The following is a 13620-nucleotide window of genomic DNA, read 5'->3' as shown; positions in this document are numbered from 1 at the left end:
GAGATTGGTGAGCGTTCCTAGACAGCTCGCACTCCACTCGGAGGTCTTCGTCTTGTCACCTCACCACGCCGTCACCAACGTCCGTGGTCAGTACAACTAGCCGAACTCCAGCCACCAGTTGTGCAGGTCCTCCAGGTTGGGCCCCTGGGCGTCGGCGAGCAGAAGGTTCTCGTCCTTGGTCCAGACGACGTCGGGGTTCTCGTTGTAGGTTCCGCAGGCGATCTGGCCCGCGATCTGGTCGGGGGTCTCGGTGTAGTGCCACGTGGTCGGCGACTCGAGACCGCTGTTGGGGCACTGCAGCAGTTCGGAGTTCACCTCGATCGCCTCCTGGAACGCCGCATTCAGCGTCGCCTTGTCGCCGAACAGCGAGTACCGGGTGAACGCCGGTCCGCCGGGCTTGGTGTTCTGCTCGCAGTCGACGGTGGCCAGGGCCCCGGCCGCGGGTGGGTCGGCCGGTCGGCAGTTCGCGCTGTCGTGCCCCGGCGCCAACAGGGCCATCAACTGCTCGTCGGAGGACTCGGTCTGCGGCGGCGGCGTCGTCGTGGTGCGTGAGCGCCGCGTCGTCTCGCGGGACGGCGACGTGGTCGCCGACGACGTGCCGGAGGCGGAGGGTCGGGACGCGGAGTCGTCGGAGCGCGTCACCAGCCAGACCCCGACGGCGCCGAGCACCAGGACGATCGCCGCCGCGCCCCCCAGAAGCGCGATCACCGTCCCCTTCGAACTGCCGCCGGACGACGGCGGCGGGGCCCACCCCGGTGGCGGCGCAACGGGCGGAGGGGGCGGGGCGTAGTACCCGGAGCCCTGCCCGGGTGGCGGCGGGGCCGACGCGTACGCCGGTGGCGGACCCGGCGGTGGGGGCGGGGGCGGCAGGGGCGCCATCATCGTCGCGGCCTGGCTGCGCTGCAGGATCGAGGCGGCCTGGTCCTGCTCGGCGCGCGTGAGCGCGTCGGTGGCCGCCGAGGCCAACTCCCCGGCCGAGCCGTAGCGGTCCTCGGCGCGCTTGGCCATGCCGCGGGCGACCACCTCGTCGAGGCCGGGCGGGATGCCCTGGCGCAGCTCGCTGGGCCGCGGGGCAGGCTGGTTGAGGTGGGCGGTGATCACCACGCTCACGCTGTCGCCCTGGAAAGGCTGTGCGCCGGTGAGGCATTCGTGCAGCACGCAGGCGAGCGCATACACGTCGGCGCGGTGTGTCACCTCCCCGGCGGTGAACCGCTCGGGGGCCATGTAGGCGTAGGTGCCGACCGCGGTTCCCAGTTCGGTCAGAGCCTGGTCGGTGGCCGCGTTCGCGATGCCGAAGTCGACGAGATAGGCAAAATCGTCGCGGGTGAGCAGGATGTTCTCGGGTTTGACGTCGCGGTGCATGATGCCCGCGCGGTGCGCGGCGTCCAGCGCTGCGGCGATCTGCCGGACGATCGCCACCGCGCGGGCCGGCGCCATGGGTCCCTGCTCTTTGAGCAGTGCGCGCAGATCTCTGCCGTCGATCAGCCGCATGTCGACGAACAGCAGCCCGTCGATCTCCCCGTAGTCGTGGATCGGGACGACGTGAGGTTCCTGCAGACGGCCGGCCGCGTGCGCCTCGCGCTGCAACCGGGTGCGGAACACCGGATCGTGGGACACGCCCTCGGGCAACAGCTTCAGGGCCACGACGCGGTCCTTGACCGTGTCGTGCGCCTCGTACACCTCGCCCATGCCGCCCTTGCCGAGCAGCCGCTGCAGCCGGTACGGCCCGATCTGGGAGCCGACGCGGGAACCCTGCTGGGGATCGGTCATCGTGGCTCCTCGGGGGTCGGTGGTGCGTCCGGCGAACACACCCTAATGCGGCAGGCGGTGCCGCACAGCCGCAACCGGCGGGCCGGAACCCAGTCGGGGGCATTCGCGTCCGAACGTGCCGCCTCCTGGTGTAGATGTGAGTAGAACGTGTTCTAGTTCGGGGGCTCCTGAGAGGAGACGACATGGCACTGCGCGTCGTGCAGTGGGCGACCGGCGGAGTCGGCGTGGCCGCGATCCGGGGCGTGCTGGAGCACCCCGAGCTCGAACTGGTCGGCTGCTGGGTGCATTCGGAGGCTAAGGCCGGACGGGACGCCGGGGAGATCGCCGGCGTCGACCCCGTCGGCGTCGTGGCCACCACCAGCGCCGAGGAGATCCTGGCACTCGATGCCGACGCGGTCATCTACACACCGCTGATCGCCGACACCGACGAAGTCGTGGCGCTGCTGCGCTCAGGGAAGAACGTGGTAACCCCGGTCGGCTGGCTGTATCCCAGCCAGCGCAGCGGCGCGCCGTTGCGCGACGCCGCACTCGCGGGCAACGCCACGCTGCACGGCACCGGCATCGCCCCGGGCGGGATCAGTGAGAAGTTCCCGCTGATGCTCTCGGCGATGTCCACCGGCGTCACGTTCGTACGCGCCGAGGAGTTCTCCGATCTGCGCACCTACGAGGCGCCCGACGTGCTGCGCCACGTGATGGGGTTCGGCGAGACGCCGGACAAGGCGCTGACCGGACCGATGCAGAAGATGCTCGATTCCGGCTTCATCCAGGCGGTACGGATGTGCGTCGACCAGCTCGGTTTCGCGGCCGACCCGAAAGTGCGTGCCTCACAGGAGATCGCCGTCGCCACCGCGCCCATCGATTCGCCGATGGGCGCGATCGAGCCGGGCCAGGTCGCCGGCCGGAAGTTCCACTGGGAGGCGCTGGTCGACGACGAGCCCGTCGTCCGGGTCACCGTGAACTGGCTGATGGGTGAGGACAACCTGGACCCGCCGTGGTCGTTCGGACCCGAAGGTCAGCGCTACGAGATGGAGGTCCGGGGCAATCCCGACTTCACGGTGTCGGTCAAGGGCTTTCAGTCCGATGTCGGCGGTGAGGGTCCCGAGTACGGGGTCGTCGGCACCGCGGCGCACTGCGTGAACTCCGTGCCGGCGGTGTGCGCGGCCGAGCCGGGCATCGCCACCTATCTCGACCTGCCGCTGATCAGCGGGAAGGCCGCCCCGGGCAAGGCGCGCACCGGGAGCTGACGCGGCTAGCATCGAGGTCGCGGTCGAGGACGCGGTGGCGGTCGAGGACGAGGACGAGGTTGCCCGCACGTCGGTCGACCACATCGACGGTCAGTGGGCTGACCGCGCCGGGCCGCGCCCGGTAGCCGGCCGAAGGCGACGGGAAAGGTGGACGACGTGCGCGCTCTGGTGCTCGCAGGCGGAGGACTCGCCGGAATAGCCTGGGAGACAGGCGTTCTGCTCGGTATCTGTGACGAGAATCCGGAGGCCGGGCGCCATCTTCTGAGCGCCGATGTCCTGCTGGGCACGTCGGCGGGTTCGGCGGTCGCGGCGCAGATCGCCGGCGGCGCGGACCTCGACGACCTGTTCGCGCGGCAACTCTCCGATGAACACGGCGCCCACGAGATCCATCCCGGCGTGTCGATCGAATCGATCAGCGAGCTGTTCTTGAGCTCCATGGCCACGCCGGGTGCGACCAGAGAGCAGAAGCTGCAGAAGATCGGCGCCGTCGCCGCCGGCACCGACACCGTGCCCGAAGCCGTCCGCCGCGCCGTGATCGAGCACCGCCTGCCGTCCCACGAGTGGCCGCAGCGTTCCCTGCGCATCACCGCGATCGACAGCGCCACAGGCGAACTCGTCGTCTTCGACGCCTCGTCGGGGGTCGCCCTCGTCGATGCTGTGGCGGCGAGCTGTGCGGTGCCGGGGGTGTGGCCGCTGGTGTCCATCGGGGAGCGCCGGTTCATGGACGGCGGCGTGGGCAGCACGGTCAACATGTCCGCGGTACAGGACTGCGCGGCCGCGGTGGCGCTGGTGCCGTCGCCGGCGAACAGCCCGTCGCCGTGGGGCAGCGGCACGGTGGCAGAGATCGACGCCTTCCCCGGGGAGACACTCGCGGTGTTCGCCGACGAGGACGCGCTGGCCGCCTTCGGTCCCAACCCGCTCGACCCCGCGTGCCGCCCACCCGCCGCGCAGGCCGGACGCGCGCAGGGCCGCCGCGAGGCGCCGCGGGTGGCCGAGTTCCTGTCACGCCTCTGAGGTCTTGCCCTCCAGCGAGTCCAGGGCGACGCTCGCCAGCTCCTGCCCGATGTCGATGACCTCGTTGGCGCGGTGGAAATCGAGGCTGCGGCACACGGTGCGGGGAACCTCGATCAGCAGATCGGGCGGGTAGGCGGCCAGCGTGTGGCGGGCCAGGGCGGACTGGGCGATGTCGATCACGCGGTTCATCACCTCGAAACCACCGAGCTTGGGAATCTCGGGGACGCTCGGTTCACGCAGTTCCTCCAGCGGTTCCAGCGGCTCGTCGTCGGCGGCCACGAAGCGTCCCAGGACCGCACGACCGGTCGGGGTCTCCAGCAGCGACCGTGCGGCCTTGGTGTCGAGCAGCGAGGAGCTGCTGCGCCACATCCGGGTCAACCAGTCCGACGTGGGTTGCCGAGCATCCCGCATCCGGTGGCCCACGTCGGGATCCTCACCCGAGAGGCTCACCGCGATGGTCACGTCGGCGGGCGCCGCCGCGATCGGGGCCATCGGCAGGGGATCGAGGATGCCGCCGTCGGCCAGCAACCGGCCGTCCAGGATGTGCGGCGTGATCACGCCGGGGATCGCGATCGAGGCGCGGATCGCGTCGTCGACCGGGCCGCGCTGCATCCACACCGACTTCCCGGTGATCAGATCGGTCGCCACCGAGGTGTACTGCATGGGGAGTTCTTCGATGGTGACATCGCCGAGGATCTCGCGGACGGCGTCGAGGATCTTCTCGGCGCGCAGCACCCCCGCCGAGGTCATGGACGGATCGAGCAGCCGCAGAACAGCCCGCTGGGTCAGAGAGCTCGCCCACAGCGTGTATTCGTCGAGCTTGCCCGCCGCCTCCAGCCCGCCGACCAGAGCTCCCATCGACGAGCCCGCGATACCGACCACCTCGTGGCCCCGCTCGCGCAGTTCGTTGAGGACGCCGATGTGGGCGTAGCCGCGCGCGCCGCCGCTGCCCAGAGCCAGTGCGACCCGCATGGGTTCATTCTGGCGTGTGGGACCCGGGCAGGTACGCCAACCCCTGCGCGACGTGGCCGAGCGCTACCCGCACAGCGCGTCGGCGGCCGCCTCGACGGCGACGATGACCGCGGACTGTTGCCCGGGAGACAGGTCGGACCACCGCTTGTCGAAGGTCCCCGGTCCCACCGACTGCGCGGACTGCACCGTCTTCAGGTACGGCTCGATCTGCGACTTCGGGTCACCGCCCTGCTGGTCCATCCAGGTCTTGGCGGCCCGGCAGGCCTGGAAGTAATCGTCCTCGGTGGACTCCGCGGGCGCCCCGACCGCTGTCGTCACGCCGCCCGGGGAGACCCCGACCTCGCCGGGGGGAACGGGCGACGGCGCCGCCGCGGGTGTCGAGGACGTCGTCGGGGCGTCGGAGGTGGACGTCGCGGGAGGGGCGTCGTCGCCGGAGGAACACCCGGTCGCGATCACGGTCACCGCGGCGACGCCGGCGGCGCCGAGGAAAAGCCTGCGCATCCTGCCAATGTAGGCACGTCCGGATCGTGACTTCCGACGGGCTCGACAAGCCGCTCTCACCCGGCCCTCACACCGTCTGCTCGGAGGTGCCCGGGTCCGGGATCGCCGAACCGAGCGACGGCTGGGCGGAGACCCACCGCGACGACCAAGATGCGGCCACCTGCCCCGCGACATGGGCTTTTCCAGATTCACCGTGAGGTTAATTGCCGAGGCTGGCAGACCCCGCGACGGCGTGGAACACTGGCCTGCGTGACCGATGTGACGCGCACCCAGGAGTGTTGTCAGGCCTGACGCCTGCCCCCTGACCGTCTCATCCGTCATTCCCCTGGAGTCCTCATGGCCCTGGCCCCTACCCGCCTGCGTTCCGCCGACCTGCTGCACGTCACCGACCGTTTCGCCGACGACGTCCTCGGCGGCGACTACGACCACCTCCTACCGGTCGGTGGACCGCCCACCGACGAGCGCTGGTTCACCCGGCTGCACGGCAACGACGATCTCGACGTCTGGCTGATCAGCTGGGTGCCCGACCGTTCCACCGAACTGCACGACCACGGCGACTCGCTCGGTGCGCTGACCGTCGTGTCCGGTGCGCTGCAGGAAACCCGCTGGGACGGAACCGGATTGCGCCATCGCCGGCTGGTCGCCGGCGACCAGGCGGCGTTCCCGCTGGGATGGGTGCACGACGTCGTCTGGGCGCGGGAGTCCGTGACGGCCGGTGGCGTGTCGGCGCCCGCGCCCACCCTGAGCGTGCACGCGTATTCGCCACCGCTCACCACGATGTCCTACTACGCAGTCACCGACCGGAATACACTGCACCGCAACCGTACCGAGCTGACCGACAAACCGGAGGGGGACTGATGCCGAGCCGAATCGACGCCGTGCTGGCCGACGCCCGCGCGAAGCTGACCCGGCTCTCCGCGGAGGACGTTCCCGCGGCGCTCGAGCGGGGGGCGATCCTCGTCGACATCCGGCCCGCCGCGCAGCGCGCGGCCGAGGGAGAGGTCCCCGCCGCGCTCGTCATCGAACGCAACGTCCTGGAATGGCGCTGTGATCCGACGAGTGACGCCCGCATCGCCGAGGCCGTGGACGACGACGTCGAGTGGGTCGTGCTGTGCTCCGAGGGCTACACCTCGAGTCTGGCGGCCGCGTCGCTGAAAGACCTCGGGCTGCATCGCTCCACCGACGTCATTGGCGGCTATCACGCACTGAAAAGCGTTCTGGTCTAGGAGTTCTCGTCGCTGCGCAACATCCCGCGCAGCTTCTCCGTCTTGGCCGGTGTCCATCCCGGCGGTGACAGGATCGACGCCCAGGCGTCGGCGACGTTGCGCACGTAGACGTGTCCGTGCCCGTCGGGGACGTTGACCGCCACAGCCATATCGGCCGACACCTGCAGGAACGTGACCACCGGGATCCACTCCATGTTCGGCGACACGTCGTATCCACGCGTCTCCCGCAGCCAATCCGGTTTGGCGAACAGGAGATCCGGGCTCCACCACGCGATCGGATCCGAGGCGTGCTGCAGATACACCACGCGCGGCTGTGACCAGGGATCAGCCGGACGCTGCAGATCCTGCGGCTCGGCGACGAACCGGGCGTTGGCGCCCCTGTCGTAGATCGGCAGCCACTCCGGCGATCCGGGATCGCGGTTGCGCGTGAGGTCCGTCCAGATCGTGTTGTTGAAGGTGGGCCCGCTGAACAGCGCGCCGTCGGTGCGGGCGATCAGGTTGTTCAGCGCCAGGAACGGCGCCTCGCCGCCGAAGGAACCGAGGCTCTCGCCGAAGACCACCAGCTTCGGCCGTTGCGCCTCGGGCATCTCGCGCACCAGCTCGTCGATCGCCTCGAACAGCGCCTGCCCGGCCTGGCGGGCGTTCTCGTTGTCGACGAGGAACGACAACCAGCTGGGCAGGAACGAGTACTGCATCGACACCACCGCGGTGTCGCCGTTGTACATGTACTCCAGCGCCGAGGCTTCCGCCTCGTTGATCCAGCCGGTGCCCGTGGTCGTCGCGACCGCCACCACGGCACGGTTCAGGCCGCCGGTGCGCTGCAGCTCCCGGGCGGCCAGCGCCGCGGTCGCCTTGATGCCGTCGGCGGAGTTCAGGCCGGCATAGGCGCGGATGGGCTCGATCGCCGGGGCCCCGTTGAACTCGGTGAGCTCTTCGACCGTCGGGCCGCCGGAGATGAAGATCCGGCCCTGGTGGCCCAGCGACTCCCAGGTGACCAGCGACCCCGGCCCCCCGGACCGCAGGACGGACTCCGGCGCGGCGTTGTCCGGGTCGGTCTCGTCGTTGACCGCGGCGAACGTCTTGTTGATGGTGCTCATCGCGAACCGCACCACCACGCCGTTGAGCAGTGCGACGGTCAACGCCAGGAGCAGGGCCACCACGACGACGGCGGCCACCCGGGGCGGTGCCACGCGGTCCACCTGCCGCACCAGGAAGCGGACCAACCGTCCGACGAGCTGCCCGATCTCGACGAGCACCCACAGCGTCACCAGCGAGATCACCGCCGCCAGCGGGTGATCCCAGAAACCCAGGCGGGGCACACCCATCAGGTCGCGGACGTCGTCCTGCCAGTGGTGGAACCAGATGATCATCAGGACCATGCCGACCAGCCCCACCGCGACGAGCCCCGGCCACGCCCAGCGCGGCGCCGGCGGGCTGGTGTCCCGCGAGCGCATGAACCGCACCAGCCACACCGCGAACACGCCGATCGCGTAGCCGATCGCGGCGGCGCCACCGCTGACGAGCCCCTGGAACAGCGGGCCGCGCGGCAACAGCGACGGCGTCAGTGACAGGAACAGGAAGACCAGACCGGCCGCGGTGCCGGTGAAGGTGTACCGACGAACCCACCAGTTGCGGCGCGGGACGGCCTCGCGCGGAGGCGCAGGCGTCTCTTCGATCGCCTCGGCGGGGGCTTCACCGGTGGTCACGCACGAACTTTAGCGATGTGTGAAGTTCGGCGAACGCTTCTCGGTGAACGCGTTCATGCCCTCGGTCTGATCGTCGGTGGCGAACGCCGAGTGGAAGAGCCGGCGTTCGTAGAGCAGGCCTTCCGACAGCGTCGTCTCGAAGGCCCTGTCCACGGCCTCCTTGGCCATCCGCGATGCCGACAGCGACATCCCCGCGATGGTCGCGGCGACGGACTTGGCTTCCTCCAGCAGCGTGTCGGCGGGGACGACGCGGGAGACCAGGCCCGCGCGTTCTGCTTCCTCGGCGCCCATGGTGCGCCCGGTCAGGATGAGGTCCATCGCCTTGGCCTTGCCGATCGCGCGGGTCAGCCGCTGCGAGCCGCCCATGCCGGGCAGCACGCCGAGCTTGATCTCGGGCTGGCCGAACTTGGCGGTGTCGGCGGCGATCAGGATGTCGCACATCATCGCGAGCTCGCAGCCCCCGCCGAGGGCGTATCCCGCGACGGCGGCGATGGTGGGAGTGCGGGTGGCCGCGAACTTCCCCCACCCCGCGAAGAAGTCCGAGGCGAATACCTCGGCGAACGACAGGGATGCCATCTCCTTGATGTCGGCCCCGGCGGCGAACGCCGTCTCGTTACCCGTGAGCACGATGGCGCCGACTTCCGGATCGGCGTCGAGTTCGGCTGCAGCCCTGGTGACTTCGTCCATCACCTGGCTGTTGAGCGCATTGAGTGCCTTCGGCCGGTTCAGCGTGATCGTCGCGACGCGGCCGTCGCGGTCGACCAGGATCGTCTCGTAGCTCATGGTTACTCCTCGTCGAATTGCAGGTCGGGATCGGCCGAGACGAAGTACGCCTCGACGTCTGCCGGGGTCACCGCGGCCAGCGAGTCGGGTGACCACCGGGGGTTCTTGTCCTTGTCGATGAGCAACGCGCGGATGCCCTCGACCAGATCGTGGGAACGCAGGGCCGCGCAGGACGTCCGAAACTCCAGGCGCAGCACGTCTTCCAGTGTGGGCAGTTCCGCCGCCCGGCGGACCGCTTCCAGCGCAACCGAGGCCGCGATCGGTGAACGCGACGCGATCAGGTCCGCCGCGTCGCCGGCGTCACCGCCGTGCTCGCGCAGCGCCGCCACGATGTCGGCGACTGTGGCGCGGTCGTAGCAGCGGTCGATCCAGTCGCGCTGGGCGACCAGCGCGCTCGGCGGTGGCTCCTGGGCATGGGCGGCCAGGGCGGCGTCGACACCGTCGGCGGCCACGGCATCGGTGAACGCCGCGATGCTGTCCTGCGGCACGAAGTGGTCGGCGAAGCCCATGGCGATCGCGTCGGCCCCGGAGAACGGCGCCCCGGTCAGGGCGGCGTGCACACCGAGCAGACCCGGGGTTCGCGCCAGGAGGTACGTGCCGCCCACGTCGGGGATGAAGCCGATGCCGACCTCGGGCATCGCCATCTTGGTGGTGTCGGTGACGACCCGAACACTGCCGTGCGCGCTGACCCCGACGCCGCCGCCCATCGTGATGCCGTTCATCACCGCGACATACGGTTTCGGGTAGCGGCCGATGAAGGCGTTGAGCACGTATTCGTCGTGCCAGAACTGTCGCGTCTCAGACCCGCCGGCTCGGGCGTCGTGGTAGATCGCGACGACGTCGCCGCCCGCGCACAACCCGCGATCGCCCGCACCGGTGAGCAGGACGGCGTCCACCGCGTCGTCGTGCTCCCAGGCCTTCAGGGTGCGTGCGAGGGCGCCGACCATCTGATGGGTGAGGGAGTTGATGGCCTTGGGCCGGTTCAGCGTGATGTGCCCGATGCCCCCGCTGACGGTTACTAGGACATCCTCGTTTTCGTCCACGGAATGCAATCTAGATCGTCTCCCGGGTGAAGGGCTGCCCGGGTAAGGTTTCCTGTGAAGGGCCTGGGAGGTGACAGCCGCGACACGGCGGGAACCGGCCGGGAAGCTCGAACGTTGACCGTGTGATCGTCACAGGTCGTAACCACTTGAGACACGAGAACAGGAAGGAACCGACGGTGCGCGAAAGCAGCAACCCGGTATTCCGCTCACTGCCGAAAGAGCAGCAGGGCGGCTATGCGCAATTCGGTACCGGAGCCGCCGGCTACGGTGCACAAGCGGTCCACGCGGATCCGTACGTCGCGCAGCAGTATCCGGATCAGCAGCAGCGCGGGGTCTCCCGCGCGCTGACCATCGACGACGTCGTGATGAAGACCGGCATGACGCTGGCCGTCCTGACGGCCGTCGCGGCGGTCTCCTACGTCCTGACGGCGGGCAATCCGTCGCTGGCCATGCCGTTCACGCTGATCGGCGGGCTCGGCGGCTTCGCGCTCGTGATGATCGCGACGTTCGGCCGCAAGCAGGACAACCCGGGCATCGTGCTGACCTACGCGGCGCTGGAAGGCCTGTTCCTCGGCGCGGTGTCGTTCGTGATCGCCAACATCGCCTCGGTCGGCGGCGTGGGCATGATCGCCCAGGCCATCGTCGGCACGCTCGGCGTGTTCTTCGGCATGCTCGTGGTCTACAAGACCGGCGCCATCCGCGTCACCCCGAAGTTCACCCGCATGATCGTCGCCGGCCTGTTCGGCGTCGTCGCGCTCATGCTGCTCAACCTGGTGCTGAGCCTCTTCGGTGTCGGCGGCGGAGCGGGCCTCGGCCTGCGTGACGGTGGCGCCATCGCCATCGGCTTCTCGCTGCTGTGCATCGCGCTGGCCGCGTTCAGCTTCCTGATCGACTTCGACGCCGCCGACCAGATGGTTCGCGCCGGCGCTCCGGAGAAGGCCGCCTGGGGCATCGCGCTCGGCCTGACCGTCACCCTGGTCTGGCTGTACCTCGAGATCCTGCGCCTGCTGAGCTACTTCAACAACGACTAGCAGTACCGCCAGAGAAAGGGCGTCCGTTCGTACGGGCGCCCTTTTTCGCGTCTGGCGGGTGGTCGCGACGCCGCGAGAGTGCGCTCAGCGCAGGGATTCGGCGGGATTCGCGATCTGAGCGCACTGTCGCGGAGTTGTCCACAGGGCGCAGACGCAGGGGTGCGCAGCACACAGGGGACCGGCGAGTCTCGATTCCATGCAGGTGCCGTTCCTCGGAAGCGAAGCGGTCTCGGCCGGGGTCGTCGCCAAGCACCGGCTGCGCACCGGGTTCGTGGCCCTGCACCCCGACGTGTACACCCGCCCCGGCGCCGAGCTGAGCCTGCAGCACCGGGCCACCGCCGCGTGGCTGTGGTCCCGGCGCGGCGGCGTCCTGGCCGGCCTGACCGCCGCGGCACTGCACGGGGCGCGATACGTCGAGGATTCGCACCCGATCGAACTGGTCTGGCCGAACGGCCGCCCGCCGCAGGGCATCTGGATCCACAAGCAGGACCTGGCCGCCGACGAGATCACCCGGCGCCGGGGCCTGCCCGTGACCACCGTGCAGCGCACCGCCTTCGACCTGGGCCGCCGCGGGCCGCTCGGCGCGGCGGTCGCCCGGCTCGATGCGCTGGGTGATGCCACGCGGTTCGACCCCGCGGAGCTGCTGCGGTGGGCGCAGGAGCGGCACGGCGGGAAGCGGGGATGCGGCAACTGGTCGCGGCGCTGAACCTTCACGACCCGGGCGCGCAGTCCCCGCGTGAGACCTGGCTGCGACTGCTGCTGATTCGCGACGGGTTCCCTCGCCCGGCGTCGCAGATCCCGGTGGTCAGCGCCGACGGCCGACGGCGCTACTACCTCGACATGGGCTGGGAAGACCTCAAGCTCGCGGTCGAGTACGACGGCGACCAACACCGCGTCGACCCTGTGCAGTTCGCGCACGACATCCGGCGCGCAGAGGACCTTGACGAGATCGAATGGACCCGGGTCCGCGTCGTGAAGGCGAATACCGAAGGCGACATCCTCAGGCGGGTCGCGCGCGCCTACGAGGCCGCGAGAGTGCGCTCAGCGCCTGCTTTCCCGCGGATCGGTGATCTGAGCGCACTGTCGGCGAACGCGGCGGCGGCGGCTACACCGAAGGCGGCTACACCGCGCGGGGCGTGACCCGGCTCGCGGCCTCCGTCGCGTTGCGGCGCGCGGTGTCGACGTCGTCGGCGTAAGCCAGCGCCACGCCCATCCTCCGCGTGACGAAGCTTTCCGGCTTGCCGAACAGCCGGATGTCGCTGTGCGGCACCGCGAGTGCCTGATCGACGCCGTCGAACACCACGCCCTTGGCGTCGACCCCGCCGTAGATCACGGCGCTGGCGCCGGGGGACTTCAGCGTGGTGTCCACCGGCAGGCCGAGGATCGCGCGGGCGTGCAGCTCGAACTCGTTCTGCCACTGCGTGACAATCGTGACCATGCCGGTGTCGTGCGGGCGCGGGCTGACCTCGCTGAACCAGACGTCGTCATTCTTGACGAACAGCTCCACACCGAAAATGCCCTGCCCGCCGAGATCCTGCGTCACGGCCGTCGCGATCTGCCGGGCCCGATCCAGCGCGGTCGCCGGCATCGGATGGGGCTGCCAGCTCTCGACATAGTCGCCGCTGACCTGCCGGTGCCCGATCGGCTCGCAGAACTGCGTCTCGATCTCGCCGGAGGTGCCGCGCGCCCGCACGGTCAGCAGCGTGATCTCGTAGTCGAAATCGACGAACCCCTCGACGATGATGCGGGTGTTGCTCACCCGGCTGCCCGACATCGCGTACTCCCAGGCGGGCGCGACGTCCTCAGGGCTGTCGATCTTCGACTGTCCCTTGCCGGAACTGCTCATCACCGGCTTGACGACGCACGGGTATCCGACGGCGTCGTCGATGGCAGCCTGCAATTCGTCCAGCGAATCGCAGAACCGGTACGGGCTGGTCGGCAGACCCAGCGTCTCGGCGGCCAGCCGCCGGATTCCCTCGCGGTCCATCGTCAGGCGCGCGGCGCGGGCGGTCGGGATCACCGTGGCCACGCCCTCGGCTTCCAGCGCTTCGAGGGCCGGGGTCGCGATGGCCTCGATCTCGGGCACGACCAGGTCGGGCCGCTCGGCCTCGATCAGCCCGCGCAGCTGATCGGGGTCGGTCATCGCGATGGTCCGCGCATGGTGGGCGACCTGCTGGCCGGGCGCATTGTCATAGCGGTCGACGGCGATGGTCTCGACGCCGAGTCGCTGCAGCGCGATCAGCACCTCGCGGCCCAGCTCACCCGAGCCGAGCAGCATGACTTTGGTGGCGCGCGGTGACAGCGGCGTTCCGATGGTGGTCATAGGAACG

At 69.9% G+C, this 13620-nt stretch carries 12 protein-coding genes and 1 pseudogene; 6 read left to right on the top strand and 7 right to left on the bottom strand.

All coding sequences use genetic code 11. The features are described from left to right. Window positions 1-96: 96 nt before the first annotated feature. Complete coding sequence (locus tag FHR72_RS23445) at window positions 97-1770, bottom strand: serine/threonine-protein kinase (protein ID WP_183472907.1); 1674 nt, start codon at window positions 1768-1770, stop codon at window positions 97-99. Between the two features lie 182 nt (window positions 1771-1952). On the opposite strand from FHR72_RS23445, the gene FHR72_RS23440 reads away from it, so the two are divergent. After that, window positions 1953-3014: an NAD(P)H-dependent amine dehydrogenase family protein gene (locus tag FHR72_RS23440; protein ID WP_183472905.1), complete on the top strand. Its 1062-nt coding sequence runs from the start codon at window positions 1953-1955 to the stop codon at window positions 3012-3014. Between the two features lie 147 nt (window positions 3015-3161). Beyond that, window positions 3162-4028, top strand: coding sequence for a patatin-like phospholipase family protein (locus FHR72_RS23435; protein ID WP_183472903.1), 867 nt, complete (start codon window positions 3162-3164; stop codon window positions 4026-4028). Here the strand turns inward: FHR72_RS23435 and FHR72_RS23430 are convergent. Continuing rightward, window positions 4017-5000: a patatin-like phospholipase family protein gene (locus FHR72_RS23430; RefSeq protein WP_183472901.1), complete on the bottom strand. Its 984-nt coding sequence runs from the start codon at window positions 4998-5000 to the stop codon at window positions 4017-4019. The two genes, FHR72_RS23435 and FHR72_RS23430, sit on opposite strands and share 12 nt — an antisense overlap. Window positions 5001-5063: 63 nt before the next feature. Then, the gene (locus FHR72_RS23425) at window positions 5064-5501 is read right to left on the bottom strand and encodes a lipoprotein LpqV (protein WP_183472899.1); all 438 of its coding nucleotides are present in this window, start codon (window positions 5499-5501) and stop codon (window positions 5064-5066) included. A 336-nt stretch (window positions 5502-5837) separates the two neighbouring features. Here FHR72_RS23425 and FHR72_RS23420 point away from each other — a divergent pair, with 336 nt between their 5' ends. Further along, window positions 5838-6359, top strand: a complete 522-nt coding sequence (locus tag FHR72_RS23420; RefSeq protein ID WP_183472897.1) for a cysteine dioxygenase — start codon at window positions 5838-5840, stop codon at window positions 6357-6359. Continuing rightward, the gene (locus FHR72_RS23415) at window positions 6359-6727 is read left to right on the top strand and encodes a rhodanese-like domain-containing protein (protein WP_183472895.1); all 369 of its coding nucleotides are present in this window, start codon (window positions 6359-6361) and stop codon (window positions 6725-6727) included. Before FHR72_RS23420 ends, FHR72_RS23415 begins: the two co-directional genes overlap by 1 nt. On the opposite strand, the gene FHR72_RS23410 is transcribed toward FHR72_RS23415, so the two are convergent. From FHR72_RS23410 to FHR72_RS23400, 3 genes are read right to left on the bottom strand one after another with little or no spacing between them, the layout of a single operon-like run. Then, window positions 6724-8433, bottom strand: coding sequence for an alpha/beta hydrolase (locus FHR72_RS23410; protein ID WP_183472893.1), 1710 nt, complete (start codon window positions 8431-8433; stop codon window positions 6724-6726). The genes FHR72_RS23415 and FHR72_RS23410 overlap by 4 nt on opposite strands. 9 nt (window positions 8434-8442) lie before the next feature. Further along, the gene (locus FHR72_RS23405) at window positions 8443-9216 is read right to left on the bottom strand and encodes an enoyl-CoA hydratase (protein WP_183472891.1); all 774 of its coding nucleotides are present in this window, start codon (window positions 9214-9216) and stop codon (window positions 8443-8445) included. A 2-nt stretch (window positions 9217-9218) separates the two neighbouring features. Then, window positions 9219-10259 carry an enoyl-CoA hydratase/isomerase family protein gene (locus FHR72_RS23400; RefSeq protein ID WP_183472889.1) on the bottom strand — a complete coding sequence of 347 codons (1041 nt, stop codon included), beginning with the start codon at window positions 10257-10259 and terminating at the stop codon, window positions 9219-9221. Window positions 10260-10435: 176 nt separating this feature from the next. Between FHR72_RS23400 and FHR72_RS23395 the strand changes: the two genes are divergently transcribed. Then, the gene (locus FHR72_RS23395; RefSeq protein WP_183472886.1) at window positions 10436-11290 is read left to right on the top strand and encodes a Bax inhibitor-1/YccA family protein; all 855 of its coding nucleotides are present in this window, start codon (window positions 10436-10438) and stop codon (window positions 11288-11290) included. A 196-nt stretch (window positions 11291-11486) separates the two neighbouring features. Next, a pseudogene (locus FHR72_RS23390) lies at window positions 11487-12430 on the top strand (hypothetical protein). Here the strand turns inward: FHR72_RS23390 and purT are convergent. Next, window positions 12411-13613 carry a formate-dependent phosphoribosylglycinamide formyltransferase gene (purT, locus tag FHR72_RS23385; RefSeq protein ID WP_183472883.1) on the bottom strand — a complete coding sequence of 401 codons (1203 nt, stop codon included), beginning with the start codon at window positions 13611-13613 and terminating at the stop codon, window positions 12411-12413. The pseudogene FHR72_RS23390 and the gene purT overlap by 20 nt on opposite strands. Window positions 13614-13620 lie beyond the last annotated feature (7 nt).

The organism is Mycolicibacterium iranicum, assembly GCF_014190915.1.
Classification (GTDB): Bacteria; Actinomycetota; Actinomycetes; order Mycobacteriales; family Mycobacteriaceae; genus Mycobacterium; species Mycobacterium iranicum_B.
This window is presented reverse-complemented; position numbering and strand designations above follow the sequence as displayed.